Genomic DNA, 26,156 nt, shown 5'->3' on the forward strand with positions numbered 1-26,156 from the left:
CTTGCTGTGTGACCAGCACCAATAGCCACAACGGCAGCGCTGCCCCCGCCTACTGCCCGGTGATCGGCGGGGTTCGTCACCGCAGCGGGTGTCCCGTTCGCCCTCCGGACGGTTCGGTGGTGCGTCTGTTGTGCGGTGGGACGTACCAGGTGGGCTCGCGTCGGAAGTCGCCTCCGGTCCACGACTGCGCCCGGTGCGCGGATGCCGTGGAGTCCACGTGAGTACTGCCGGAGGTGCGCGGTGGGCGACGGTCGCACAGCAGCGGCACGTCGTGCTGGCGTGGGAAAGGTCCGAATCCTGGACCTACGCTCGCTCCGCCTGCGGCTGGCTGCTCACGCCCTCGGTATACGACCGAGCCCCCGACGCCCGCGTCTGCCCTGTCTGCTCGGTGCTGCACCCCGAACTCACGGCGGCCCGGCGGTGAGTATCCCCGACGACGCCACGCTGGCCGTTCTCCTCCGCCAGACCCAGTGGCTACTGGACGACGTGGCCCACGACCTCCCTGCCGGACGCGTCACCCCGGAGAAAGGGGCGGAACTAGCTGGGTTGCTGGAGGATCTGGCCGCGCTCATCCGGCGACGGACACGCGGCATGGTCATTGACCCAGAACTGTAGGAAAACCCCGTTACCTGGCAGCGCTGCCAACGTACGGCCAGGGGTAGCCCGTCAGCCGCCGACCACTTCGCCGTCCTCCCTGGTGATGACGATCGTGGCCGAGCGGGGGCGGCCGGTGGCGCTGTAGTCGGGCCAGTTCGAGCTGGCGCGGGGGGTGTCCGGGGTGCCGGAGTCGCCGGGGTGCTGGATGTTCACGAACAGTGACCGGCCGTCCGGGGTGGCGGTGATGCCGGTGATCTCGCAGCGCGGGGGACCGACCAGGAACCGGCGGATGTCGCCCCTGCGCGTGTCGGCCACCAGCATCTGGTTGTTCTGCTCCGCGCCGTCGACCTTCGGCTGCGCGCCGTCGGTCTGGATCCAGAGCCGCCCGTCCTTGTCGAACCACAGCCCGTCCGGCGAGCCGAACGCCTGGTCCGGCGGCACCGTCGCGCCACTGGCCTCGTCGCCGGCGAGGAGGAAGACGTCCCAGTCGAACGTCTCCGCGCTGGGGTTGCCGCACTCGTCGATCTTCATGATGTGCCCGAAGCGGTTCTCCAGCCTCGGGTTGGCCGCGTTCACCGACTCCGTCCGCGCCGTGTTGTTAGTGCAGGTGAAGAACACCGCCCCGGTGCGCGGCTGCACCGTGCACCACTCCGGCCGGTCCATCGGCGTCGCGCCCACCGCGTCCGCCGCGAGGCGCGTGTGGATCAGCACCTCGGCCTGGTCGGCGAAGCCGTCCGCCTCGGTCAGGCCCGGCCTGCCGTGTACCAGGGGCAGCCACCTGCCGGAACCGTCCTCCTCGAACCTCGCGACATACAGCGTGCCCGTGTCGAGTGGACTGCGCCCGCGCTTGAGCGCCTTGTTGATCGGTTCCGCGCCGACGAACTTGTAGAAGTAGTCGAACTGCGTGTCGTCGCCCATGTAGACGACGGCCTCACCACGCCTGCCACGCACCACGACGGCGTTCTCGTGCTCCATGCGCCCCAGCGCCGTGCGCTTCTTCGGCGTCGACGCCGGATCGAAGGGGTCGACCTCCACCACCCAGCCGAACCGGTTGTACTCGTTCGGTTCCACCCGCATGTCGAACCGGTCTTCTGTGGTGTACCAGGGGTACGGGCTTTCCGAGCCGATCCCGTAGCGCTCCTCCACCGATCCGGCCTCCGGCGGCTGCTCGCCGAAGTAGAAGTACTTGTTGATCGTCTCTTCACACGTCAGGTACGTGTCCCAGGGTGTCGGCCCGCTGGCGCAGTTGTTCAGGGTCCCCAGCACCCGCACGCCTTCGGGGTCCGCGCCCGTGCGCAGCAGCGGGTGGCCCGCGGCCGGTCCGGTGATCTCGGCCGGCGTCGTCATGGTGATGCGCCGGGCGAACCTCGACTCGGCCAGCTCCCACCGGCCGCCCCTGCGGTCCTGCTCGACCTCGATGACCGACACCCCGTGCGCCGCCATCGACTTGGCCGTCTTCTCCGGCGACCAGTTGGCCCTGCCGTCGCTGTGCAGCAACTGCTCGGTCGTGGCCTCGTGGTTCACACAGAGCAGACCGGAACGGCTCCCTCTGAGCGGGAAGAACCACATGCCGTCGTGGTGATCGCCCGCCTGCGCGGCCTGTTCGGTCGCACTGTTGTCGGCATTCTCGTCGAACCGCGGTCCGGAAGGGACGATCGGGTGGCCCCACGGGAAGAGCACCTGGTACCGGTACCCGGGCGGCAGCACCACCTCGTCGGCGACGCTCGGTGTGATCGCCGGGAACCCGAGCAGCCGCCTGCCCCCGTTGCGGCTCACGTCCTTCGTCGTGCTCGCGCTGACCGGCGCCGAGGCGCCGAAGAACGCGACGGTGGCGGTGGCCAGGCCACCGGCCAATGCCGTCCTGCGGGACAGGCGGCGCTCGGCGAGCTCCGAAATCGACGGTGAATCGGGCGTGTCAGCGTGCACGGGAACTCCAAGCGTTGGACACGACCGCGCGGGTGGGCGCGGCCGGGGTGTGGGCAACGCTAGGTAGCCGAGATGGCCGGGTCATCACACGAACGTGAACGACGGCGGAAGTGTGCCCTCGCACTTTCCCGGGAAAGTGCGAGGCGGGCACAGGTCAGGGGCGGGTATCCCCGCACTTTCCCGGGAAAGTGCGGGATAAAGATCCGATAAGGACGATGTTTATCGGGCCGATCGGGGTCGCTGGCTAGAACTGCGGTCATGCCACCGCCGATGCTCACCCACGACCGCTATCTGGCCCTGACCCGGCTGCCCGCACTGGACGGGCTGCGCGCGCTCGCCGCGCTCGCCGTGGTGTTCTTCCACCACGGCGGCCCCGTCTTCGACCGGTTGCAGGGCTGGATCGGCGTGCAGCTCTTCTTCACCCTGTCCGGCTTTTTGATCACCACGCTCCTGCTGCGCGAGGAGCGAGACACCGGCCGGATCTCGCTGCGCGGCTTCTACCTCCGCCGGACCTTCCGCATCATGCCGGTCTACTTCCTCCTGCTCGGCCTGACCACGCTCTTCGTCACGCTCGGCGGGCGGTTCACCAGCAGCAGGCTCGCCGAGGCACTGCCGCTGTACCTCGTCTTCTGCAACGAACTCGTCGACTACAACACCCCGTTCGGCATCTCCTGGACGCTCGGTGTCGAGGAGAAGTTCTACCTCGTCTGGCCGGTGCTGTTCCTGCTCACCGCGGCCGTCGGGGTTAAGGCCACCGGGTGCAGGCTACTGCTGGTGCCCGCCGCGATCGCGGGTCTGCTGCTGGCCGCCGAGTGGAGCCCGCTCACCGTCCACTACGCGTCGATCCTCGTCGGCTGCCTGCTCGCGCTGGTCCTGCACCACCCGACCGGATTCGCGATCCTGCGACCGCTGACCCACCCCGCCGCCATCGCGCTGGTCGTCGCCGGATTCCTGGTCCTGCAGTTCAACATCGGGCCGCTGCGCACCCTGCTCGGCGGCGGCTGGACCCTGGTCGTCCCGCTGTACGCGGTCGCTGTCGCATTGCTGCTGACGGCCGTCATCGCTCCTGGACCGGTCCAACGTGCACTGTCCTGCAAACCCATGGCCTTCGTCGGCAAGCGCTCCTACTCGCTGTACCTGAGCCAGTCGATGGCCGCCTCGGTGATGAGCCCGCTCGTCCCGGAGCCGAGCACGATCAAGGCCCTCGGCGCATCGCTGATCGCGCTGGGCATCGCGTGCCTGCTGTACCGCTGGGTGGAGACCCCGGCGATCCGATATGGACGCCGACTGGCGGACGGAGGCACAACCGATAGGTTCCTGCCCATGAAGCAGCCGGGGCATTCATGAGGACACTGCTGCCAAGCCTGCGCGCCAGGGCGACGCTGCTGTGCGCGGTGGTGTTCGTGCTGGGGATTCTCATCGGCGTGCTCGGTCATCAGCTCAGCCTTGCGCCCACAATCTCTGAGGGCGTCCGCGGTCTCGGCCTCTTCTACTTCAATCCGGACGATCTGGACGCGTGGGGACCCGTCTTCGGTCTGCTCGCGATCACGCCGTTCCTCGCCCTCGGCTGCTGGTTTCTGCTGCGCGCCCTGCTGCGTCCCCTGCCCGCGATGACCGCCGCCGTCCGCCGTTGCGGACCGCAGAACCTCAGCCAACGGGTCCGCCTGGAGCGGCAACCACGGGAGCTGGACGAGCTCGCAGGCAGCATCGACGACCTGCTCGACCAGCTCGCGGTCGGCTACGACAGCCAGCGCCGCTTCGCCGCCAACGCATCCCACGAACTTCGCACCCCACTGGCCGCGCAGCGCACCCTGATCGAGGTCGCGCTCGCCGCTCCGGACGCGAGCGAGGAGTTTCGCCGGTTTGGCGCGGCCCTGCTCGCCATCAACGAACGCAACGAGAACCTGATCGAGGGGCTGCTCGTGCTGGTGGAATCCGAAAGGGGAGTCGTGAGCACCCAGCCGGCCCGCCTTGACGAACTCGTGCGCGGCCTCGCCGACTCGCTCCGGGAGCTGGCGGCACGCCACGAGGTCACCATCGAGGTGCACACCGAGCCGCGCGTGGTGCAGGCCGACACCGTGCTCCTGGAACGGCTGATCACCAACCTGCTGCGCAACGGGATTCTTTACAACACCCCGAACGGACGCCTCGATGTCATCGTCGCCGACGATGCGGCGCTGACCGTCCGCAACCCCGGCGAGCCGGTCCCCGCCGAACTGGTCCAGGTGCTGTTCGAACCGTTCCGCCGACGGGGCGGGGACCGGATCAGCCGGGGCGGGGCCGGACTCGGGCTCTCCATCGCCCGCTCGATCGTCTCGGCCCACGACGGCAGCATCGAGGCGGTCCCGAACCCCGAGGACGGCGGGCTGACCGTCGTGGTCCGGCTGCCGCCGGATCAGCCCGCGAAGCGGTAACCGGCGCCGATGACCGTCTCGATCACCGGCGGCGGTCCGAGCTTGCGCCGCAGTGTTCCGACTGTCACCCGGACCGAGTTGGTGAACGGGTCCGCGTGCTCGTCCCAGGCCTTCTCCAGCAGTTCCTCGGCGCTGACCACGGTCTCCTCAGCGCGTAGCAGCACTTCGAGCACCGCGAACTCCTTGGGCGAGAGCCGCAACAGCCTGCCGTCGCGCGAGGCGCTGTGGCGCGGCAGATCCAGCGTCACTCCGGCGCGTTCCAGCACCGGTGGCAGGGCCGCGCGCGCCCGCCTGCCCAGCGCGAGCACCCGCGCGACCAGCTCGGCGAACGCGAAGGGCTTGGTGAGGTAGTCGTCCGCGCCCAGCCCCAGCCCGTCGACCTTGTCGCGAATCCCCGCCGCCGCGGTCAGCATCAGCACCCGCGTCTCGCCACCTGCCTCGACAATCCGGCGGCACACCACATCGCCGTGCACCACGGGCAGGTCCCGGTCGAGCACCACGATGTCGTAGCGGTGCACCGTGACGCGTTCGAGTGCCGCGGCGCCGTCGTAGCAGACGTCCACCGCCATCGCGTGCCTGCGCAGTCCCTCCGCGACCGCGTCGGCGATCACCGATTCGTCCTCCGCCACCAGTATCCGCACGGGAGCAGTCTGGCAATGCTCACATGCACGTGCGACGCGAGGCCTTTGTAACTTGGCAGTTACGTAGACTTTCTGTTACAAAAGACGGGTGGTCACCTCGGTCTTCGACGCACTCGCCGATCCGCTCCGCAGACGGCTGCTCGAACTCCTTGCGGACGGCGATCGCACTGCCGGTGACCTGGCAGGCGAGTTCTCCGTCAGCCGCCCGGCGATCTCCCGGCATCTGCGGGTGCTGCGGGACGCCGGGCTGGTGACGTGGCGTGGTGATGCCCAGCGGCGCGTGTACCGGCTCGAACCCAGCCGGTTGGACGAGGCGGCCGGCTGGATCGAGCGCACCCGCGGCAATTGGGCCGATCGTCTCGACGCCTTCGGCCGGCACCTCGACGAGCAGTGGAAGGACACCCCGTGAACTCACCCCAGCCGACAGGCATGGACGACGCTCCCGACCTTCGCGACCGGCGCGGCACGCTCGGTGTCGACGGAAGCGGTGAATGGCAGATTCGCTTCGAACGCCACCTTTCGCACGCGCCCGAGCGGGCATGGCAGGCCCTGACCGATCCGGCGCAGCAGGCGTCGTGGCTGCCGGGCGTGACCATCGAGCCGATCGTTGGCGGTGCGGTGGTGTTCGACTTCGGCGAGGAGGGCACCGCGACCGGAGAGGTGCGCGTCGTCGAGGCCGAGCGCTGCCTCGAGCACACCTGGCTGTGGCCCGGCGAGCCGGAGTCGGTCGTCCGCTGGGAACTCAGCGCCGAAGGCACAGGAACGCTGCTGACGTTGTCGCACCGTCCGGTGCGGCGGGATCCGGCGGTCGACTACAGCACGGGCTGGCACGCCATGCTCGACGCGCTGCACGTCCACCTCGACGGCGGCGATCCCGCCGAACTGGAGGTCGACTTCGAGCGGCTGTCCGAGCTCTACCGCGCGGGCAGCGAGTTCAGGTAGTCGGCCATCGTGCGGACGGCGGCCGGGTTGCGCGGGCCCTGCACGAGCGCGGCGTACGGCAGCACCAGGAAGCGCTTGTGCCGCACCGCGGACACCTCGGCCAACGGCGTATAGCTTTCCAGGAACGCCTGCTTGTCCGCCGCGCTGGGCGGGCTGTAGTCGTTGATGACGATGACGTCGGGGTCCGCCTCGACCACGGCCTCCCAGCCGACCGTCGTCCAGCTGTCGTCCAGCCCGCCCATGATGTGCCGGCCGCCGCCGCGCGTGATGACCTCGTGCGCGGCGGCGCCCCGGCCCGCGGTGAACGGCTTGTCCGTGCCCGAGTCGTAGAGGAACACCGTCGGGCGTTCCCGGTCGGCGGGCACCGACTCCTCGGCCGCACGCACCGTCGCCTGGTACTCGGCGACCAGTTGCTCGGCCCGCTCGCTCACTCCGAAAATCCGTCCCAGGTTGCGCAGGTCGGTGTACAGCGCCTCCAGCGGTGGCATGATTCCACGCGAGGAACCGGTGTGCCCGTTGCGGCAGGACTCGGTGAGCACGTAGGACGATATTCCGAGTTCCCCGAGTTTGTCCGGTGTCAGCCCGGTGTCCTCGCGGAACCCGTAGTTCCAGCCCGCGTAGACGAAGTCCGCGTCCGCGTCCAGGATCAGCTCCTTGCTGATCGTGTCGGCGCCGAGCCGGTTCGCCCGCTCGAAGTCCGCGCGCCACGGCGAGGTGGCGATGTCCTCGTCCTGTCCGTGCGAGACCACGTATCCGGCGAGACGATCGCCCAGTCCGAGCGCGAACATCGTCTCCACGATCCCGCTGTCGTAGGCGACGACCTTCTCCGGCGCGGCCTCGAACGTGAGGTTCCTGCCGCAGTTCTGCACGGTCACCGGGTAGCCCTCGGCCGCGCCGCTCTCGGCGACCGGCCGCACCTGGGCGCCGCACGCCGTGGTCAGCAGGAGCACGGCTGCGGCCAGTGCCAGCCGCCGGAAACGTCGTGCGGACATCGTGTGCGTCTTCTCCTTCATCGGGTTCGGTCCGTGGTGAGCGCGTGGGCGTAGATCAGCTGCGGCGCACCGGAATCGGGATGCGTCACCACATGCGCGTGCACCCCGAAGACCTCCGCCACCAGTTCGGGGGTGAGCACCTCGTGCGGCGTACCGCTGGCCACCACCCGCCCCTCGTCGAGCACGTAGATGCGATCGCACGTCGTGGCCGCGAGATTGAGGTCGTGCAGCGCGACCAGCGTCGTCACCCCGGTCTCCCGGATGAGTGCGAGGAGTTCCAGCTGGTGGCGGATGTCCAGGTGGTTGGTCGGCTCGTCGAGGACGAGCACCTTCGGCCGCTGGGCCAGCGCCCGCGCGGCGAGCACTCGCTGCCGTTCACCGCCGGAGAGGGTGAGAAAGCTCCGCTCCGCCAGGTGGGCCGCGCCGACCTGCCGCAGCACGCCCGCGCAGATCTCCCGGTCCGCCTCGGTGTCGCGGTCCAGCATGCTCTTGTGCGGTGACCGGCCCATGGCCACCACCTCGGCGGCGGTGAAATCGAATTCGACGTGGTGGTCCTGCGTCAGCGCCGCCACGCTCCGCGCGCTGTCCTTTGCGGACAGTCGCCAGAGATCCGCCCCGTCGAGCAGCACGGAGCCCGCGGAGGGCCGCAGCACTCGATACACGCACCGCAGCGTCGTGGACTTGCCGCTGCCGTTGGGTCCGACGAGCCCGACGACCGTGCCCGACGGCACAGCCAGCCGCAGACCGGCGACCAGCGTGCGTCCCGCGGCCGAAACGGCGAGATTCTCGACGCGCAACTCCATCAGTTGCCCCCGAACACGTAACCGCGACGGCGCATCAGCCAGACGAACACCGGGACACCGACCGCGGCGGTGATGACACCGAGCGGCAGTTCCTGTGGTGCCACCAGAGTTCTGGCCAGCAGGTCGACCCACACCACCAGCACACCGCCTGCGAGCGGGGCGATCGCGAGCACCCGGCGGTGGTCGGCGCCCACCAGCATGCGGACCAGATGCGGGACCATCAGCCCGACGAAGCCGACCGCGCCGCTGACCGCGACCAGGCAGCCCGTCACCGCCGCGCTCACCACGAACAGTCGGCGCCGCAACCGGGCCGGGTCGATGCCGAGGGTGGACGCCGTCTCGTCACCCATCGCCAGCCCGTTGAGCTGCCTGGCCGAGAGCATCAGGTACCCGATTCCGAGCACCACGGCCGCCGCCGCCACCGGCAGCGAATGCCAGGTGACCCCGCCGAGGCTGCCGAGCAGCCAGAACAACGCCGAGCGGGCCGCGTCCCCACGCGGAGCGAGGAACACGAGCACCGTGGTGACCGCGGAGAAGCCGTAGGCCATCGCGGTACCGGTCAGCACCAGTCGCAGGGGAGTGATGCCCAGCGGCGACCGTGCCGCCAGGTAGACGATCACGGTGGCGGCCAGCGCGCCGAGAAAGGCGGCGATCGACAGTGCGTAGATCCCCAGCACCGCGAAGGCCCCGAACACGATCACCGCGGTCGCCCCGACCGACGCGCCGGAGGACACGCCAAGCACGTACGGATCGGCGAGCGCGTTGCGCACCAGCGCCTGGCTCGCCACTCCGACGGTGCTCAGGCCTGCTCCGACCACGACGGCCAGCAGCACGCGCGGCAGCCGGACCTCCCAGACGATCTGGTAGGTCGACAGCTCGGCCGCGTCGATCCAGCCACCCGAGAATCCCGCACCGATCAACCGGATGGCGTCAGCGAAGCCCACCCGCGCCGCGCCGAGCGCGATCCCGCAGAGCACCGAGACGACCAGTGCCGCGCACAGCACCGCGACGAGGGGAGCGAGGGGACGCCTGCGGTCTCCGCGCTGTGCCGATGGGCGCGTCCGTGGCTGTGGCAGGGCGGGTGCGGCCAATGTCGTGTGCCTTCGGTGAACGGCCCACGAGCCAAGCCAAGGTGCGGACGCCTCCGCCGCCCTGCGCGCGAAGCGGCATCCGATCAGGGCTCCGGCCCGCAGACCTCGACGGGTACCAGGAGTAGTTCGCCCCCACCGGGTGTTCGGGCTCGCCGTCGCGGAGACGGCCTACCGTTGCGGGTCAGCGCCGGAGTTCGACCGGCTTCCCCCGAGTGGGCGCGGATGCAGTTGTGCTCGTGATCGTTGAGCACGGGGCGGCCGGGTGTCAAACAGCGGCCGGGGGACTCAGTCGGCGGGGGAGTCCCGCCGGTGCCGGGCAAGCGTGTGGGCGACGTCCAGGGTCGCGGGATACAACCGCAGGTACAGCCCGTACAGCTCGGCGTAGTGGTCCGCCACGCCGGCATCGGGTGCGATCCGTTCCCGCACCGGATTCCAGGTGGTGATCGACACGTCGGAGACGGCGCCTGCGGCGAGGAACGCCGCGCCGTAGCTCGCTCCGATGGTGACGCTCGGGACCTCCTGCTCCAGCCCGGTCACATCGGAGACGATGCGCGTCCACAGCCCGCCCTGCGTGCCCCCGCCGACGGCCACGATGCGCCGCACGTCGCCGCCTGCCGCCCGCATCGCGTCGACGTTGTGCCGCACCCCGAACGCGGTCGCTTCGAGCGCGGCCCGGTACAGGTCACCCCGGGTGTGCTCCAGGGTCAACCCCGCGATCATGCCCCGCGCGTCGGGATCCGCGACCGGTGTCCGCTCGCCCGCGAAGTACGGCAGCATCAGCAGACCCCGCGCGCCCGGCCCGGCTGCGTCCGCCTCGGCGAGCAGCGTCGGGTAGTCCGGCGAGCCGAACAACGTGCGCAGCCATTCGGTGATCGCACCCGAGGTCGCCATCCCGCCCGCGAGGTTGCGCGTCCCGGGGAGCGCGCCAACCGTGCTCCACAGTTCCGGCACGAGCAGCCGCTCGGGCACCGTGTTGATCAGGAACATCGTGGTGCCGTACATGAGCATCAGGTCGTCGGTCTCCTGCGCGCCGACACTGACGGCCTCCGACCACGCGTCCACCGTCCCGGTGATCACCGGCAGTTCTGCGGGCAGCCCGGTCGCGGCGGACGCGGACCGGGTGACGCGACCCGCGATCTCACCGGGCCAGCGCAGCGGCGGCAGCTCGATTCCCGGTGCGACGTGCTTGGCCCACGGCGCGTACCAGTCCTGCGCGAGTGAGTCGTAGAGCGGCACGGCCTGGCTCGCGGTGTGGTGGTCGAGTACGTACTCGCCGGTCAGCCGGTGCACCAGGAAGGAGCTCGCGGTGAACAACCGCCGTGCCCGTGCGGCCACGGCGGGCTCGTGCTCGGCGACCCAGGCGATCTTCGGCCCGACCGCCTGCGTGGACAGCACACTTCCGCACCGGTGCAGGACCTCCACACGCCCCAGTTCCGCCTCCAGCCGGGCGATCTGGACGGTGGCGCGGGTGTCGACGCCGTAGAGGATCGCCGGGCGCACCGGGGTTCCCGCGGCGTCGGTCAGCAGTACGCAGGGACCCATGCCGCTGACCCCCACGGCCTCCACCTCGCCGGGGTCCGCCGTGTCGAGCAGGTCCCTGGTGATCGCGACGAACCGTGCCCACCAGATCTCGGCGTCCATCTCCACGTGGCCGGGCACGGGCCGCTGCACCTGGTGTTCGCGTACCGCGCTGGTCAGCACCGTTCCGTCGTGCTCGACGAGCACGCCCTTGCTGCTCGACGTCCCGATGTCGACCCCGAGAAACGTCACTCCGGCTTCCTCCCGCGCTCCCGGCAGATCCTTCGGCAGCCGAAGGTACACAGGGGTGCGGGTGGGGAAACAGGTGCGCGTGCACCTCGGTGTCGTGTGACCTACTCGGCGTTGATCTCCGTTGAGAAGCACCAGGTCTTGGTGTGATCCCCGAAGAAGTTGACGTACAGGCTGAAGCGACGCTGCCGAGCGACCACAGCAGCGTGCCTGCCACGGCTTACTCCACCTGCGCCGCCGCCTGCTTCGGGTCTGCGACAAGGCCTTGCACGGGGTCAGCGTTCGTGCAACCGGGTCTGCGGCGAGGTGCCGACCATGCGACTTTCCAGCCACTGCATGATCAGCATCGTCACCATCAGGATCACCGGAAGCATCAGCGCGGCCCACATGGTCTGGGAGTACCTCGGGCAGGTGTGGCGCAAACCCGATCTCCAACGGAACTGCCAACTCAGCCCCGAAACTGCCGACCCGGAGTCAGACTGGGAGGCGGGCGAAGGCGCGGACGGGGATGGTGCCGAATCCTTCGATGCGCAGTGGCGCGGCGGTGAACGTCGCGCCGGTCGGGGGCAGTTGATCGAGGCCGGTCAGGTGTTCGACGACGGGGATGCCCGCGGCGAGCAGCACGGTGTGCGCCGGCCGCTCGCCGTCGTCGATGTCGTCGATGTTGAGCGCGTCGATGCCGACCAGCGCGGCGCCGTGGTCGGCGAGCCACTGCGCGCCCGCTCGGGTGAGGAAGTGCCGTTCCTCCGCATACGCCGGGGTGCCGAACCTGGCGTCGTCACCGGTGTGCAGTAGGACGGCCGCGCCGCGGACGTCCAGCGCCGCCAGTGCTCCGACGTCGACGCCGTACTGCCGCGAGCCGGTCACGCGGGCGACGACCGCGGGCAGGTCCACGGACCCGGCGAGGCTCACCGAACTGAGGTCGGCGCCGCCGGGAAACCGGTGGTACGGCGCGTCGAGGTAGGTGCCGGTGTTACCGACCAGGGTGAGCGTGTCGATGGCGAACTCGGTGCCTTCGGCGTAGTGCTCCCTCGACGCCACACGGGAAAGGTGCGGCTCGATGCTGGGCGCGGGAAGCCCAGGATATGTCGTCATCCCCGCGCGGATCACGTGGCTGAGCTCGACCAGTCGCCCCTGCTTCCCGGCGGGGGCGGAGCCGTGATCAGCGGGGCCTCCACGAGTTCCCTTGTGCGGCTCCTCGATGATCCGCACATTGCTGAGCTCGACCGAATCGGTCATCAGCAGCCCGAGCGAGGCGACGAAGAGCGCACCGATCTCGGTCACGCCGACGTCAGGTGACGGCACGTCCACCCGGAACTCGCGGACGCTCAGGTCGCCGCCGTTGCTGAACTCGATCTTGGCGTCGAAGCAGGCGCGGTACTCGGGCAAGAGTCCTCCTGGTGCTGTTGTTGATCGATCGGCATGTCCCGGCAACGCTATGGCTTGCTGGCCGCCTCGATACCGTCCAGGAGCCGGTTCAGACCGAACTCGTACGCTTCCATGGCCTGGTCGACGGCGCTGGCCTCGAAGCCGCCCTTGCTCCAGACCTCGGTCATCGTCGGATGGCGTTCGGTGTCGAAGTAGTTCTCCCAGAACGACATCCGCTGGTGCCACCACGTGTCCTCGGACTCGCCCGTGACTTGCGCGAGGTGAATGTTGTCGGCCTCGAGAGCGGCGTGCGCGTCCACGTAGGTGCCGATGCTGCTCGCCGCGGCGGCGACCTGGCGCGGGCTCAGGCCAAGCCCGGCCACGGTGGACAGCAGGTACTCGTCCCCGGCCATGACCCCTGGCCCCAGCGCGGGCCGCACGGTGGACACCTGCCGTAGCCAGGGGTGGCGGCGGTACATGGCACGTGTCCGGTCGGAGTAGAGGATCACCTGGTCGCGCCAGTCAGGCGGTCTTGGCTCGCCCGGCGCCGGGAACTCCCGCTCGCTGAGCACCGCGTCGACCATCAGGTCGAGCAACTCGTTCTTCGCCGGCACGTAGGTGTAGAGCGTCATGGTCCCGACTCCGAGCTCCTTCGCGACGCGGTGCATCGAGGTCGCCGCGAGGCCGTCGGCGTCGGCCACCGCGATCGCCGAGGCGACGATCCGGTCGACGGAGAGGCCGGGCTTCCGGCCACGCGGCGGCTCGGGCGACGTGGTCCGGTCGCGCCAGAGCAGCGCGAGACTGCGGTCCGGGTCGCCCTTGCCGCTGTGTTCGACCGTCATCGTCGCTGTCCGCTCGTCGTCTGGTCACCGTAGGTCACGAACTGGATCCTATATTCCCGTATGGTGTACGGTAGATATCTCGTACGGCATACGACAAGAGGTGGGTGACAGTGCCGGTTCTGGTCACGGGAGCGACAGGAAACGTCGGCAGGCTGCTGGTCGACGAACTGGTGGCGGAGGAAGTGCCGGTACGGGCACTGACCGTCAACCCGGAGAAGGCAGCGCTGCCGTCCGGGGTCGAGGTGGCGAAGGGTTACCTGGGGCGGCCGGAAACACTGCCCGCGGCGCTCGCGGGAGTCGACACGGTGTATCTCGCGCCGCTGGCCGAGACGGTGCGCGAGTTCACCGAACTGGCGAAGCAGGCCGGTGTGCGCCGGGTTGTGGTGCTCTCGGGCAGCAACGCCGACGACGAGCCGCAGCCAGGGTCGAGCGGGGTGGACTTCGCGATCGTGGAGCGCGCTGTCGAGGCTGCCGGGTTCGCGTGGACGTACCTGCGGCCCGGCGTGTTCATGAACAACACCCTCGGCTGGGCCGAGTCCATCCGGACCGAGGGCGTGGTTCGCGAAGCCTTCGGGCACGCCACCCAGACCCCGATCGACCTGGGGGACATCGCCGCGGTGGCCGCCAGGGTCATCGTCGAGGACGGGCACGTCGGCGCCAAGTACACGTTGAGCGGCCCCGAGGCGATCACCCAGGTAGAGCAGGTCGAGGCCATCGGCACCGCACTGGGCAGGCACGTGCGGTTCCAGGAGCTCACCCGGGCGCAGGCCCGGCAGGAGTGGATCGGCGCAGGCGTGCCCGCCGACGTCACCGACTGGTTGCTCGACGGCTTTGCCCAGTCCGCAGCCCACCCGCAGGTACCGACCGACACCGTCGAGAAGCTCACCGGCCGCCGCGCGAAGACCTACGCCGAATGGGCGGTGGACAACGTCGACGCCTTCCGCTGAGCGAATGTCGCTGAGCCACACCTACGTCCCCCTGCCTGACGAAGGAGAACAGTTGCAGACCGACCTCATCCAGGTGATCGGCGCGCGAGAGAACAACCTCAAGAACATCTCGGTGAGCATTCCGAAGCGGCAGATCACGGTGTTCACCGGCGTGTCCGGCTCGGGAAAGTCGTCGCTGGTCTTCGACACCATCGCGGCCGAGGCACAGCGACAGCTCAACGAGACGTTCACCGCCTTCGTGCGCAACTTCCTGCCGAGCAACGGGCAACCGGACGTCGACTCGATCGAGAACATCTCCGCCGCGATCATCATCGACCAGAAGCGGCTCGGCGGGAACTCCCGCTCGACGGTCGGCACGATCACCGACATCAACCCGTTGCTACGCCTGCTGTTCTCCCGTGCCGGGCAGCCCCACGCCGGGTACTCGAACGTCTTCTCCTTCAACGACCCGCAGGGAATGTGCCCGGAGTGCGACGGCCTCGGCCGGACCGTGCAGCTCGATCTCGACGTCTTCCTCGACCGGTCGAAATCCCTCAACGAGGGTGCGATCCGCCATCCGGACTTCGCCGTGGGCAACTGGTACTGGGGTATCTACGCCAACTCCGGCTTCTTCGACAACGACAAGCCACTCGCCGAGTACACCGACGACGAGTGGAAGACCCTGCTGCACGGCCAGGCCACGATGACGGTGGAGTGGCAGGGCGGCACGATGAACTCGAAGTACGAGGGCCTCGTCGATCGCTTCACCAGGTTGTACATCAAGAAGGACGGGATGTCCGAGCGCAACCGCGAGATCTTCCAGCGGTTCGTCACCTCGGCCCGCTGCCCGGCCTGTGGCGGAACCCGGCTGGGCAGCGCGGCCCTCGGCTCGCGGATCGCGGGCCACAACATCGCGGACCTCACCGCGATGGAGGCGAGTGACCTCGTGGACGTGCTTGCCCGCCTCGACGTCCCCACGGCGAAACCCGTGCTGGAAGGACTGCTGGACCGGATCGGCAACCTCGTCGCGATCGGTCTGGGATATCTCAGTCTCGACCGGGAGACCACCACGCTGTCCGGCGGGGAGTCCCAGCGGATCAAGATGGTGCGCCACCTCTCCAGCAGTCTCACCGACATGATGTACGTCTTCGACGAGCCCAGCGTCGGCCTGCACGCGAGGGACGTGCACCGGCTCAAGGAACTGCTGGTCAAGCTGCGCGACAAGGGAAACACCGTGCTCGTGGTCGAGCACGACCCGGACGTGATCGCACTCGCCGACCACGTGATCGACATCGGCCCGGCCGCGGGCACGAAGGGCGGCGAGGTGGTGTTCCAGGGCAGCGTCGCAGAACTCGCCAAGGCGGACACACCCACCGGCCGGTTCCTGACGAATGCGTTGCCGCTGAAGACCGAACCAAGACGGCACGACGGTGCCCTGCCCGTCGCCAACGCCACCAGTCACAACCTGAAAGACGTCACGGTGGATTTCCCGGCCGGGGTGCTCACGGTCGTGACCGGTGTCGCGGGCTCCGGCAAGAGCTCGCTGGTCAACGACGCGTTTCTCGGCGCGCATCCGGACGCGATCGTCATCGACCAGTCCGCGGTGAGCACCTCCCGCCGGTCCAACACCGCGACCTACACCGGACTGCTGGACGGGATCCGGAAGCTCTTCGCCAAGGCCAACAACGTCAGCCCCTCGTTGTTCAGCGCCAACTCGAAGGGCGCCTGCGGCAACTGCCAGGGGCTCGGGGTGCTCTACACCGACCTCGCGTTCATGGAGGGCCTGAAGTCACCGTGCGAGGTCTGCGACGGGCGGCGGTTTTCCGAGGACGTCCTCAAGCACACCCTGCGGGGCCGGTCGATCAGCGACGTGCTGGAGATGACCGCCGCGGAGGCGGGCGACTTCTTCCCGGAACGGAAACTGCACGAGGTGCTACGGGCGATCAACGAGGTCGGGCTGGACTACCTCACGCTGGGCCAGCCGCTGAGCACGTTGTCCGGCGGGGAATGCCAGCGTCTCAAGCTGGCGACCGAACTGCACAAGGCAGGCACGATCTACGTGCTGGACGAGCCGACGACCGGACTGCACATGTCCGACGTCGGGCACCTGCTGGAGATCCTCGACCGGCTGGTGGACGGCGGGAACACCGTCATCGTGATCGAGCACAACCTGGACGTGATCAAGAACGCCGACTGGGTGATCGATCTCGGTCCGGAAGGGGGCAGCGGGGGCGGACAGGTGCTTTTCGAGGGCACACCCGCCGAGTTGGTGGGGGCCCGCGGCTCCCACACCGCGGAGTTCCTCCACAGGAGCCTGGCTTTCGAATCCCGTCGCGGGAACTAGGTCAGCTGCCGGGACCTGGCAGGCCGATGCGGGCGTGCGCTGCCCGTACGGCTGCCAGGCCCTCGTCGGCAATCTGCTTGGCGAGATTGTAGTCCTGAACGGAGTTCGCGGTCGCGAGGACGGCGCCCGCGCTGTTCCAGCGTTCCCGGCCCGCGCGCAGCAAGCGCACGGCCTCGGGGTCCGCGGTCACCACCGGGTCCTCGACGTAGTGGCCGAGCAGTGCGGCCCGGGCACGCGCCGAGATGGCTTCCTTGCCGCCCGCTGTGCGCCTGTTGTGCTGGAAGAGCACCGGAGCGGCGGCCCCGGCCGCGAGCACCAGCGCGCCGAGCGTGTACCACTGCCACGTCATCTGCGCAGTTCCTTCTCCAGTTCGTCCACCTCGGCCCGTACCTCGTCCAGTTGGCCGCGTTCGTCCGCCTCGCGGAATCGGTGCAGCGTTTCCACGTATCGTTGCGCTGCCTCGGCATTCGCCGCGCCGGGCTCGTGCAGGACGATGTCGGCCAGCCGGTTCAACCGTGCGTCGAGAGCCGATCTGAGGCGGGAGCGGGCCCGTTCGGTTCTGGCCTTCCGCCGCGCGGCCAGCGCCGCGGATCGGAGGATCAGGAACAGCACGACGGTGCAGGCGACCATAGCCGCCGCCGTCAGCGCGAGCCTGCCGAAGGTCGGCAGATCGGGAACCGTTCCCCTGCGGGGCAACTTCCCGTACTGCTCGCCGGCCTCGGCGTCGAACGCGAGGACGTACTCCTCGATCTCGGGGGTCCGGTCGGTCTCGGTCGTCCGGTAGCTCCACGCGGTCTCGGCCGCGATGATGACGCCGAGTGCGAACCTGTCGGCGTCCTCGTCGGTCTGGGTGGGGTCGGGGAAGTCCGGGCCGTTGCAGTAGGCGCTGTCGTACTCGCCGTCCTTGTCCGCGGCGAAGACGATGACGAGGTTGGTCGGCGCCAGCTCGGCGATGTCCTTGCACAGGTCCCGGTTCGGCTGGTCGCTGTCCGCGTACTCCTGCAGCGGCGCTGTTCCCAGTATCGCCGCGACGATCGCCCGGTCGCCGATCACCGTCCGAGCACGGTCGGGATTCACGAGCCCCGGCGCGTCCTCGGCCACATGGACAGAGCTCTCGCGCAGCGATCCGGCGATGGAGCGAGCCAGATCACTCGTCGACCGCCACGGCTGCATCGCCGCGAAGAAGCCGATCAGTCCGATGACCGCCGCGGCGACGACCCAGGACGTAATCCGGTTCACGGCGTCCCCTTCCGCTCGGACCGGTCGGTGTTCCGTTGCCATTCGAGGCCCTCGTGAACCACCTTTCGTACCTCGGCCATCGCCTCGGCTGTGCGAGCCTGCTCGAAGAGCGTGACGGCCGTACTGTGCCGCTCGGCTGCCGCGGCATCGCCCTCGGACCTCAGCAAAAGATCGCCCAGCCTCGCGATATCGGCGTAGGTCTCGGCACTGGCGTCGCGCACGTCGGCACGCTCGGTGCGTGCGAGCTCGACGCGTCGGACACCCCACCTCAACAGCGAGGCGCCACCGATCAGGAGGGTCGAGCCGAGCAGCACCCACGGCGCGATGTCCATGATCACCTGACGCAGTGGCTTGGGCTGCGGGCGGCTGAACGCGCGGTTCTCGAGCAGCTCCTCCGCTCGCAGTAGCACTGTGCCGATCCGGTCTCTCATGACGATGCCCAACCGCAACGTCGCTCGTTGGTAGCGGCCATATGCGTAGTCGCGAGCCGCACTCAGGGCGATTTGCTGCGGGCCGGCGACCTCCAGCCATGGGCCGTGAGCGACGAGGACGACGTCGTGGGGGAACCGCTCCGCGAGGGCGGGAGCATAATCGACGAGCGGTTCGCCGCGGGGCACCGCGGGCAGCGCTGCTACCCGAAGCGTGAAGCCGGTCTTCTCCTCGATCAGTGCCAGCGGAAGATCGATGGGGTCGGCGCGGTCGGCTGCGTTGTGGACACGTTCGCGTTCGAGACGGACGGCCAGCTCGTCGACCTGTTGCCGGGTCGGCTCGACGACGGGATCGATCGCCGCCACGTTCTCGTCCGGCTCGGTACCGTCTTTGATGTACCGGAGCATCGTCCAGAGCGCATCGGTGACGTCGAGGTGGCCCAGGAACTGGCGTAGCTCCTCGCCCGTGTCCGGTACCGCCATGCCCTTCCTGGACCTGACCGAGAGTCCCTCCACGTGGACGAGGGTGACCCCGGACTCCTCGGCCCACTTCCGCAGCGGGCGGGTGACCTGTTCCGAGTGCTCGTCGTGCGTGGCGTAGTTGCCTGCGGCGTCGATCTCTCCGGAGTACGGGCTCACCAACACCCGGACGTCGGGGGTCAGTTCTGCGCGGATCAGTTCCTCGTCGTACGTCGCTATCGCACCCGGTGCGCGGTGGATCTGTTCGCGCTCCAGCGCCTGGATGGCCGCGGCCACGTCGAGCTTCGGCGGCAGCGCCCGTTCACCGGCGAATGCGGGGCCCGATCCGGCGACCACCAGCACCAACGCCGACACGATCGCGAGTGCGGCGCTCCGGCCTTCAATCACAGCATCCCCAGTGTTGTCCCCGGCCTGATCCACCGGTCCGGTCAAGATCAACTTATTGTTGTGGGTCCTGATGATCGTAGGTTCGCGGTGCAACCATAGGTTCGCGCAGGGCACCAGTTGTCACCGGAGTGGGTTAAACGCGCGAGCAGGAGTGTGCACGTCGAACAGCAGGGGTACCGCTGTGTGATGAGAAAGAGACTGTGCGTGCTCCTGGTGGTTGTGCTGGCCGTCCCGTTCTCCGCCGTTCCGAGTGCGCACGCTGCCCCACTCGCGCCGAAACTACTGTTGCGAAAGGACTTCCCCGACCCCGAGGTCAATCAGTTCGCCGATCGCTACTACGCCTACGGGACCGGCTCGCACGAGACCAGGGTGCCCGTCGCCACGGCGTTGTCGCCGACCGGCGAATGGACGATCATCGGCGAGGCAATGCCCGAGCCCGCCGCATGGATGGACGAGAAAGCGGGCGTCTGGGCCCCCGACGTCTTCCGGCGGCCTGACGGGAAGTACCTGATGTACCTGACGGGGCGTCGTGCCTCGGACGGCACGAGGTGCCTTGGGGCGGCGCTGTCAGAAAACCCGGTGGGTCCCTTCGCCCCGCTTGGTGAGGAGCCACTGGTGTGCAAGCCGGAGGAGGGAGGCGATATCGACCCGGTCAGTTTTGTCGACGACGACGAGCGACTCTACCTGCTGTACAAGAGCAACGGCCCGGGTGATCAACCGTCGATCATCTGGCTGCAGCCCGTCGCGCCGGACGGCGTCACACTCACCGGTGATCGGCGAGAACTGCTGCGCAGTGATCTGCCGGAGGAGGACGACGTGATCGAGGCTCCGGTGCTGATCCGGCGGCCCTCGCACTACGTGCTGTTCTACTCGGTCAAGAGCTACACCAATTCCGACTACCACACCTCCTACGCGACCGCGTCCGCACTGGCCGGGCCGTACACCAAAACCGGCGGGCGGTGGCTCGACCGCACGTCGTTCGACGAGACCCTGGACGGGCCGGGGGGAGCCGATATCACGACCGGCTCCGACGGTCAGCAGCATGCCTTCTTCCACGCCTGGCTCGGCCGTACCCAGGCAATGCGAGCCATGTTTGCCACAGGTATGGACTGGAAGGACGACCTTCCGATCCTGGCACCACCCGGAGGTGGCACGAGGTCGGACTGAATCGCTCCAGATATCCTGGACGCCCCGCGTCCCTGGAGGATCTCGATGACCGACTCTGCCGTGGCACTGGTGACCGGTGCCTCCAGGGGCCTTGGCGCGGACATCGTCCGCGCGCTCGCCCGCGACGGCTTCGCCGTGGCGGTCAACTGCTTTCGTGACACCGCTTCGGCCGAAACGCTTCGGCAGGAGATCACTGATGGCGGCGGTCGGGCCGAGGTCTTCCGGGCAGATGTCACCGACGAGGCGGAGGTCGGGAACCTGCACGAGCGAGTGCGGGCCACCTTCGGGCCGATCGACGTTCTGGTGCTGAACGCGACCGGCCCGCAGCCACTGCTTCCGGTCGAGGACCTGCGCTGGCAGGACGTGCTCGACCAACTGGAGTTCTTCGTCAAGAGCCCGCTGCTACTGCTGCAGCGGGTCCTTCCGGAGATGCGGCGGCGGAGGCACGGCCGGATCATCAACATTGGTTCGGAAGTGGTCGAACTGGGCGTTCCGCACTCCAGCGCCTACGTCGCGGCCAAGGCCGCCCAGCTCGGCCTCACCCGCTCCTGGGCACGGGAACTGGGCGGCGACGGGATCACGGTCAACCTCGTCGCTCCCGGCTGGATACCGACCGAACGGCACGACGGGACCCCGGCAACGGACAAGGCCGCGTACGCCGCGGGCGTGCCACTGGGGCATCTCGGTGTCCCCGCCGACGTTGCCGAGGCCGTCGCGTTCCTCGCCTCGGACCGTGCCGGATTCGTCACCGGACAGAAGTTCGCCGTCAACGGCGGCAACACCCTGACGTAGCGGTGCCCGTCGAAGGACGGCGGCCGCTCACTCCGTAGTCGGGAGCTGGGCGAGCGCCTCCTCCAGCGTCGGATACACGTGCAGGTGCTCGTCGAGCCCCGTGAGCTGGAGTGGCCGTAGTACCTCGCGCCGGGCGCCGACCACGCACAGGGCGCCTCCGTTGTCCTGCATCCGCCGGTCGGCGTCGACCAGCAGCTGCAAACCGGTCGAGCACAGGAATGTGACGCCCGTCAGGTCCAGGATCAGCCCCTGCGGCTGCGTGGCCTTCAGTTCACAGTGCACCGCATCCCGCACCGATTCGACCGTGCTCAGGTCGACCTCACCCTCGACCGCGATCACCGGAATCGCACCGGCATGACGGGTTCGTACCCGCAATGCGCTGTCCTGAGAGGTTGGTGGGCGGCCGGTCTCGCCAGTGGTCGCGCTCATCGTGTGTCTCCTTCACACCTGGATGCTGTGTCGAGGAGCCACCCAGGGCGAACGGTCGTGGCGCACGCCGCCGGCCTGAACTCGGGCTCCAGGCGGCTGCTGGCTCAACCAACCGAGGTCAAGGTTACGGCACCGGGGTTTGGTGCGGCGGCTGAGGTGCCGTGTCGGCTACATACCGGTGCTGCCGTCGATCCGTTCGCGAAGCAGGTCCGCGTGCCCGTTGTGCCGTGCGTACTCGGCGATCAGCTTGACCAGGATCGTGCGCAGCGAGATCGGCTCTCCGGTGGCCCGCCGAATACCGGTGTCGTCGAGTGCGGCCGCGGCCACGATCTCCCTGGACCGAAGGCACTCGGCACGCCAGATGCCGAATGCTTCGGTGACGTCACCGGCCAGGTCGTCGAAGTCCTGTTCGGGATCGTCGTCGGAGTAGTGCAGCAGCGGCAGGTCCTCCCCGGCGAACTGCAGCCGGAACCACCAGCGCTCGACGCCGGCCAGGTGCCGGAGGAGGCCGTGCAGGGACATCGTCGACGGGGGCACGCTCCGCTCGGACAGCTGGTCGGCGGAAAGGCCGGAACATTTGAGCGCGAACGTCTCCCGGTGCCAGTCGAGGAACGAGGTCAGCACCTCCCGCTCGTCTCCGACAGCGGGCGGTTCGCTGCGGGTGTCTCGGGGCCATCTCGGCGCGAAGGTGCTGGGCACTTCGTTCATCGTTCCCCCTCGTTTGCTGGTTGGCAGGAGTGTCGCAGCGGGGGCCGACAAAAAACCGGGACCGAAACGGTCGCCACGTGGCGACCGTTCGGGCGACGATATAGCCGGGCCCGGCGGCGCCGCCGGGCGGAAGCGGAGGATCGCGATGGCGGGGCAAATAGGTCCGCGCCGGGTGGTGAGCAGGGAGCACGTCGTGCGGGGGGCCTGCAGGTACTTCCTGCTGTACGGCACCGTGGACATGGACCCGCTCGCGGAACACCTGGCCATCAGCCGCGCCACGCTGTACCGGGTCGTGCACAGCAGGGACGCCCTGCTCGCTGACGTGCTCTGGCGGTTGGGGGAGCGGCTGCTGATGCGGGCCCGCAGGCAGCGCAGCCGCGGCGGGGTCGACGGCGTCATCGAGGTGACCCGGCACTTCACCGGCAGCCTGCGCCGGTCCCGGGCGTTCCGCGCGTTCCTCAGTGGGGAGCCGGAAACGGCGGCAAGAGTTCTGTTCATCGCACCGGACGGAGTGCATCGCCGGGTGGTGCGAATGCAGAAGGACATTCTGATCGAGGCGGACGACGCGCGTGAATGGTCCCCGGACAATCTCGACCAACTGGCATTCCTCTACGTCCGTATCGTCGAATCCGCGCTGTACGCCGAACTCCTGAACTGCCTGCGGATCGACGGCGATCTGGCGGAACGTGCGGCCAGAGCGGTGCTGCGACCGGCCGGGTGACGAATTCACATTGTGCGACGGCGGTCTCACGGTTTCCGCACGATGTGGTCTCTCGAGCAGGTTCCCGGCTAGGTTGCGAATTCCGCACACTCACTTCACCCGTGGGAGCCGGTATGAACAGCAGTCCTTCGCGGCGTGCAGCTGCGATCACCCTCTTGTTCGGCCTGGCCGGCGGGGTGTTGGCGCCAGTGGCCGCAGCCGTGCCCGCCGACTCCGCCGCGCCTGCTGTGGTCGTCGGCCCGGTGCCGGGAGCCGTGCCTGGCGACCCGCTTGCCGACCGGGTTGAGGACACCTACCCGTTCTTCTCCACCACAGCTGATCTCGCCGCAAGGGGATATGTCGAGGAGGAGTTCTACCTTTCGGGGCTCGCGGACGGGTGGGGGATCGACGGTGCGCGGGTGGCGACGGACGTGCCGTACACGACTCGGATCGTGGTACGGAGACCGGCGAATCCGGGGAAGTTCAACGGCACCGCCCTTGTCGAGTGGCAGAACGTGACGGCGGGCTACGACCTGGACGCGCTCTGGAACGCGGATTCGGTGACCCGGTCGGGCTCCGCGTGGATCGGTGTCTCCGCACAGCGCGTTGGCGTGGACCAGTTGCGCGGGTGGAGCCCGGCCCGTTACGGGCACCTCGATGTGACCGGCGGCGGCGCGTACACCGGGGACGAGTTGTCCTACGACATCTTCACGCAGGCGGGTGCCGCGATCGACGCGCGGGGCCCTGGGTCGCCGATGGGCGGGCTGGAGGTCGAATCGCTGCTGGCTGTGGGGGCCTCGCAGTCGGCGGGCCGGATGACGGTGCTGTACGACAGGGTGCTGCCGCAGGTCCAGCCGGTGTTCGACGGCTACGCCTTCGTCGTCGGTTCGGCGCCTTCCAGGGTGGGCGCCGAACCGGTGTTCCAGGTGCTGTCCGAGACCGATGTCCGCTCGGCGGCCCGGCCGGCGGACACGCGGCAGTTCCGCCGGTGGGAGGTGGCGGGTGCCGCGCACTCCGGATATGCGGGGCAGGTCTACCGTGCTCCGATCTCCGAACGCGACCTCGGCGGTGCTCCGGAATACGACTGCGACCGGCCGCCGTTCAGCCGGATCCCGATGCACCATGTCACCGCCGCGGCCTACAAGCACCTGGCAGGGTGGGTCGAGCGGGGGATGCCGCCACCGACGGCGGCGCCGTTGGAGTTCGAAGCCGACGGGGTGACCAAGAAGCGGGACCCGCTGGGGATCGCACTGGGCGGGATCCGGTTGTCCCAGGCAGCGGTGCCGACGGCGTTGAACTCGGGGGACAACACCGGCGAGTCCTTCTGCCGTCTTTTCGGTGCGCACGTGCCCTTCGATGAGGAGACTCTTTCCCAGCTGTACCCGCACCGGGGTGGCTATCTCCGACAGGTGAAAGCCGTCGACCGAGACAACGTGCGCAGCGGCTATCTGCTGCGGCCCGACGCCAGGGAGAACTGGCGCACGGCATTGTCGAGCGAAATCGGAAGGCGCTGATGCGGCCGCTGGCGGCGGTCCTCTCGGCGATCCTGGCTCTCGTGGCCGCGCTGATCGTGCTGCCACCTTCCGCTGTGGCGGATCTCCGCGTGCCGGTGATCTTCGTGCACGGGCAGCAGGGGTCTGCGCAACAGTGGCAGTCCAACGCCAAGCGCTTCTCCAGCAACGGTTTTCGTGATGACCACCTTTACGCCTACGAGTACGACACCAGCGTGCCGAGCAACGAAGAAGCGATAGCGGGTCTCGAGCGCTTCGTCGCCGAGGTCCGCGGCCGGACCGGAGCGTCGCGAGTGGACGTTCTCGCGCATTCCCGTGGTACGACGGTCATGCACTCCTACCTGGCGTCGTCCGAGCGGGCCGCCGAGGTGCGGAAAGTACGTGAACATCGACGGCCGGTCGAGCAGCACCCCGCCCGGAGGCGTTCGGACACTCGCGTTGTGGGGGAGCTTGCAGCCCACTGGCTCGATCGGTGGCGCGATCAACGTCTACCAGACGGAGCTGGGGCACACCGAGACAGCCACTTCGGCCGAGGGGTTCGCGGAGATCTACAGGTTCCTTGTCGGCAGGAGACCACTGACGTCACGGGTGGTGCCTGAGCCGCCCGGCTCGGTCCAGATCGCAGGGAGGGCCGTCTTCTTCCCGCAGAACTCGGGAGCCGAGGGCACGCTGCAGGTGTGGGAGCTGAACCCGCACAGCGGAGCCCGGAAGCCGGGGGGTCCCCGGTACGTGGCGCAGGTGGACGAGAGTGGTTCGTTCGGGCCCATCAGGGTCAATGGACGGAAGCATTACGAGCTGGTGCTCGTTCGCGAAGGACAGCAGACCTACCACTACTATTTCGAGAAGTTCGAACGTAGTGACCGATTCCTGCGGCTGCAGGTGTCGGGACCGGGCGGGATCGCCGACTACGTCGACAAGTGTTCAGACTCGACGGCGATCACAGTGGTGCGCAATCGGGAATGGTGGGCCGATCAACCGGGCCACTCGGCAGATGACCGACTCGAGTTCGATGGCGTGAACGTGTTGAACGCGGCCACGGCGCCACGCGCTCGGCAGATCATCGGGGCGTTCGTGTTCGACAAGGACTGCGACGGCGCAACACACCTGGACGAGCCGCTGTTTCCCTTCAGTGTGCTGCCGTTCCTGACCGGCGTCGACCTGAAGATGCCCGCCCAGATCGGCGGTGGCGCGCCGATCACCGTCACCCAGAGGATCCGAGGGACGGGCGGCGCGACGAGAACCGTCGTCGCCGGGAGCTGGCCGTCCGAACGCGACTCGGTCACGATTCAGTTCAAGGACTATGTCGACAGCGTCTTCGGACAACCGACTTCATGAGTCTCTTGACGGTGGGTTGTACTTGACGGGTTGGTGGAGGCGGGGTGGTCGGGTGGTGTGTGGGTGGCTGGTGGGTGTGGTGATGGTGAGGGTGTTGTCGGCGGGGTTGACGGTGTAGTTCCAGCCGGGTTGGTCCTTCAGACGGTGGTGTCTTTTGCAGAGGCTGATGAGGCGTTTTTCGGTGGTGGTGCCGTGCTTGTGCCAGTCGAGGCTGTGGTCGAGTTCACAGGATTGCGAGGGCCGGTAACACCCCGGTGTGCGGCACTCTCGATCCCGGATGCGGACGAACTCGTCGAGGGCGGCGGGGGGTCGGTAGCGGGTGCGGCC

General features: G+C 68.7%; 28 protein-coding genes and 1 riboswitch. Of the genes, 15 read left to right on the plus strand and 13 right to left on the minus strand.

All coding sequences use genetic code 11. From position 1 onward, the window contains the following. Positions 1-217 precede the first annotated feature (217 nt). A complete protein-coding gene (locus BM199_RS22610; RefSeq protein WP_091675301.1) occupies positions 218-424 on the plus strand; it encodes a hypothetical protein in 207 nt (68 codons plus the stop codon). Beyond that, a complete protein-coding gene (locus tag BM199_RS22615) occupies positions 421-615 on the plus strand; it encodes a hypothetical protein (protein WP_091675302.1) in 195 nt (64 codons plus the stop codon). Before BM199_RS22610 ends, BM199_RS22615 begins: the two co-directional genes overlap by 4 nt. Positions 616-666: 51 nt before the next feature. Here BM199_RS22615 and BM199_RS22620 read toward each other — a convergent pair whose 3' ends face one another. Then, complete coding sequence (locus BM199_RS22620; protein ID WP_091675303.1) at positions 667-2,523, minus strand: PhoX family protein; 1,857 nt, start codon at positions 2,521-2,523, stop codon at positions 667-669. Between the two features lie 258 nt (positions 2,524-2,781). Between BM199_RS22620 and BM199_RS22625 the strand changes: the two genes are divergently transcribed. Both BM199_RS22625 and BM199_RS22630 read left to right on the plus strand, forming a co-directional pair. Beyond that, complete coding sequence (locus BM199_RS22625) at positions 2,782-3,870, plus strand: acyltransferase family protein (protein ID WP_091675304.1); 1,089 nt, start codon at positions 2,782-2,784, stop codon at positions 3,868-3,870. Then, the gene (locus BM199_RS22630) at positions 3,867-4,937 is read left to right on the plus strand and encodes a sensor histidine kinase (protein WP_091675305.1); all 1,071 of its coding nucleotides are present in this window, start codon (positions 3,867-3,869) and stop codon (positions 4,935-4,937) included. The genes BM199_RS22625 and BM199_RS22630 overlap by 4 nt, the downstream gene beginning before the upstream one ends. Here the strand turns inward: BM199_RS22630 and BM199_RS22635 are convergent. Next, positions 4,919-5,578 (minus strand): response regulator transcription factor, encoded by a 660-nt coding sequence (locus BM199_RS22635; RefSeq protein ID WP_091675306.1) that lies wholly within the window; start codon positions 5,576-5,578, stop codon positions 4,919-4,921. The two genes, BM199_RS22630 and BM199_RS22635, sit on opposite strands and share 19 nt — an antisense overlap. Before the next feature lie 88 nt (positions 5,579-5,666). Between BM199_RS22635 and BM199_RS22640 the strand changes: the two genes are divergently transcribed. Next, positions 5,667-5,987: an ArsR/SmtB family transcription factor gene (locus BM199_RS22640; RefSeq protein ID WP_091675307.1), complete on the plus strand. Its 321-nt coding sequence runs from the start codon at positions 5,667-5,669 to the stop codon at positions 5,985-5,987. Then, on the plus strand, positions 5,984-6,520 hold the full coding sequence (locus BM199_RS22645) for an SRPBCC family protein (RefSeq protein WP_218160407.1): 537 nt from the start codon (positions 5,984-5,986) through the stop codon (positions 6,518-6,520). The genes BM199_RS22640 and BM199_RS22645 overlap by 4 nt, the downstream gene beginning before the upstream one ends. On the opposite strand, the gene BM199_RS22650 is transcribed toward BM199_RS22645, so the two are convergent. The 6 genes from BM199_RS22650 to BM199_RS22675 form a co-directional block, all read right to left on the minus strand. Then, positions 6,493-7,512: an ABC transporter substrate-binding protein gene (locus tag BM199_RS22650; RefSeq protein ID WP_091675344.1), complete on the minus strand. Its 1,020-nt coding sequence runs from the start codon at positions 7,510-7,512 to the stop codon at positions 6,493-6,495. The genes BM199_RS22645 and BM199_RS22650 overlap by 28 nt on opposite strands. Positions 7,513-7,529: 17 nt before the next feature. Beyond that, positions 7,530-8,315 carry an ABC transporter ATP-binding protein gene (locus BM199_RS22655; protein WP_091675309.1) on the minus strand — a complete coding sequence of 262 codons (786 nt, stop codon included), beginning with the start codon at positions 8,313-8,315 and terminating at the stop codon, positions 7,530-7,532. After that, positions 8,315-9,319 carry a FecCD family ABC transporter permease gene (locus BM199_RS22660; RefSeq protein ID WP_245788560.1) on the minus strand — a complete coding sequence of 335 codons (1,005 nt, stop codon included), beginning with the start codon at positions 9,317-9,319 and terminating at the stop codon, positions 8,315-8,317. Before BM199_RS22660 ends, BM199_RS22655 begins: the two co-directional genes overlap by 1 nt. 204 nt (positions 9,320-9,523) lie before the next feature. Then, positions 9,524-9,638: riboswitch (cobalamin riboswitch) on the minus strand. 53 nt (positions 9,639-9,691) lie between these two features. Beyond that, positions 9,692-11,227 carry an FGGY-family carbohydrate kinase gene (locus BM199_RS22665; protein WP_245788552.1) on the minus strand — a complete coding sequence of 512 codons (1,536 nt, stop codon included), beginning with the start codon at positions 11,225-11,227 and terminating at the stop codon, positions 9,692-9,694. Between the two features lie 420 nt (positions 11,228-11,647). After that, entirely contained in the window at positions 11,648-12,562 is a 915-nt protein-coding gene (locus BM199_RS22670; protein ID WP_091675310.1) for a cyclase family protein, read from the minus strand. A gap of 47 nt (positions 12,563-12,609) precedes the next feature. After that, positions 12,610-13,383 carry a TetR/AcrR family transcriptional regulator gene (locus BM199_RS22675; protein ID WP_091675311.1) on the minus strand — a complete coding sequence of 258 codons (774 nt, stop codon included), beginning with the start codon at positions 13,381-13,383 and terminating at the stop codon, positions 12,610-12,612. A gap of 110 nt (positions 13,384-13,493) precedes the next feature. On the opposite strand from BM199_RS22675, the gene BM199_RS22680 reads away from it, so the two are divergent. Together BM199_RS22680 and BM199_RS22685 are read left to right on the plus strand one after the other, a co-directional pair. After that, on the plus strand, positions 13,494-14,330 hold the full coding sequence (locus BM199_RS22680) for an NAD(P)H-binding protein (protein WP_091675312.1): 837 nt from the start codon (positions 13,494-13,496) through the stop codon (positions 14,328-14,330). A gap of 4 nt (positions 14,331-14,334) precedes the next feature. Continuing rightward, a complete protein-coding gene (locus BM199_RS22685) occupies positions 14,335-16,653 on the plus strand; it encodes an ATP-binding cassette domain-containing protein (protein WP_177242746.1) in 2,319 nt (772 codons plus the stop codon). Between the two features lies 1 nt (position 16,654). Here the strand turns inward: BM199_RS22685 and BM199_RS22690 are convergent, their stop codons facing one another. Genes BM199_RS22690 through BM199_RS22700 form a run of 3 tightly spaced genes read right to left on the minus strand, consistent with a single transcriptional unit; the run spans position 16,655 to position 19,187 of the window. After that, positions 16,655-17,002, minus strand: a complete 348-nt coding sequence (locus BM199_RS22690) for a hypothetical protein (protein WP_091675313.1) — start codon at positions 17,000-17,002, stop codon at positions 16,655-16,657. Beyond that, positions 16,999-17,892, minus strand: a complete 894-nt coding sequence (locus tag BM199_RS22695) for a hypothetical protein (RefSeq protein ID WP_245788554.1) — start codon at positions 17,890-17,892, stop codon at positions 16,999-17,001. Before BM199_RS22695 ends, BM199_RS22690 begins: the two co-directional genes overlap by 4 nt. Continuing rightward, the gene (locus tag BM199_RS22700; protein ID WP_143101891.1) at positions 17,889-19,187 is read right to left on the minus strand and encodes a hypothetical protein; all 1,299 of its coding nucleotides are present in this window, start codon (positions 19,185-19,187) and stop codon (positions 17,889-17,891) included. Before BM199_RS22700 ends, BM199_RS22695 begins: the two co-directional genes overlap by 4 nt. A gap of 186 nt (positions 19,188-19,373) precedes the next feature. Between BM199_RS22700 and BM199_RS22705 the strand changes: the two genes are divergently transcribed. Further along, complete coding sequence (locus tag BM199_RS22705; protein WP_143101892.1) at positions 19,374-20,354, plus strand: glycoside hydrolase family 43 protein; 981 nt, start codon at positions 19,374-19,376, stop codon at positions 20,352-20,354. A 45-nt stretch (positions 20,355-20,399) separates the two neighbouring features. Further along, positions 20,400-21,146, plus strand: coding sequence for an SDR family oxidoreductase (locus BM199_RS22710; RefSeq protein WP_091675317.1), 747 nt, complete (start codon positions 20,400-20,402; stop codon positions 21,144-21,146). 27 nt (positions 21,147-21,173) lie between these two features. Here the strand turns inward: BM199_RS22710 and BM199_RS22715 are convergent, their stop codons facing one another. Together BM199_RS22715 and BM199_RS22720 are read right to left on the minus strand one after the other, a co-directional pair. Beyond that, the gene (locus BM199_RS22715) at positions 21,174-21,575 is read right to left on the minus strand and encodes an anti-sigma factor antagonist (RefSeq protein WP_091675318.1); all 402 of its coding nucleotides are present in this window, start codon (positions 21,573-21,575) and stop codon (positions 21,174-21,176) included. 168 nt (positions 21,576-21,743) lie between these two features. Further along, a complete protein-coding gene (locus tag BM199_RS22720; RefSeq protein ID WP_091675319.1) occupies positions 21,744-22,283 on the minus strand; it encodes a DinB family protein in 540 nt (179 codons plus the stop codon). A 145-nt stretch (positions 22,284-22,428) separates the two neighbouring features. Here BM199_RS22720 and BM199_RS22725 point away from each other — a divergent pair, with 145 nt between their 5' ends. From BM199_RS22725 to BM199_RS34265, 5 genes are all read left to right on the plus strand, one after another. Then, positions 22,429-23,004, plus strand: coding sequence for a QsdR family transcriptional regulator (locus BM199_RS22725; protein WP_091675320.1), 576 nt, complete (start codon positions 22,429-22,431; stop codon positions 23,002-23,004). 113 nt (positions 23,005-23,117) lie between these two features. Next, the gene (locus tag BM199_RS22730; RefSeq protein WP_245788556.1) at positions 23,118-24,497 is read left to right on the plus strand and encodes an alpha/beta hydrolase domain-containing protein; all 1,380 of its coding nucleotides are present in this window, start codon (positions 23,118-23,120) and stop codon (positions 24,495-24,497) included. Beyond that, on the plus strand, positions 24,497-25,093 hold the full coding sequence (locus BM199_RS22735) for an esterase/lipase family protein (protein WP_091675321.1): 597 nt from the start codon (positions 24,497-24,499) through the stop codon (positions 25,091-25,093). The genes BM199_RS22730 and BM199_RS22735 overlap by 1 nt, the downstream gene beginning before the upstream one ends. Then, positions 25,086-25,829, plus strand: a complete 744-nt coding sequence (locus BM199_RS22740) for a hypothetical protein (RefSeq protein WP_143101893.1) — start codon at positions 25,086-25,088, stop codon at positions 25,827-25,829. Before BM199_RS22735 ends, BM199_RS22740 begins: the two co-directional genes overlap by 8 nt. A 63-nt stretch (positions 25,830-25,892) precedes the next feature. Next, a partial coding sequence (locus BM199_RS34265; protein WP_218160408.1) for a hypothetical protein occupies positions 25,893-26,156 on the plus strand: 264 nt, incomplete at its 3' end.

The sequence above is a fragment of the Amycolatopsis marina genome (genome assembly GCF_900111885.1).
In the GTDB taxonomy this organism is placed as follows: domain Bacteria; phylum Actinomycetota; class Actinomycetes; order Mycobacteriales; family Pseudonocardiaceae; genus Amycolatopsis; species Amycolatopsis marina.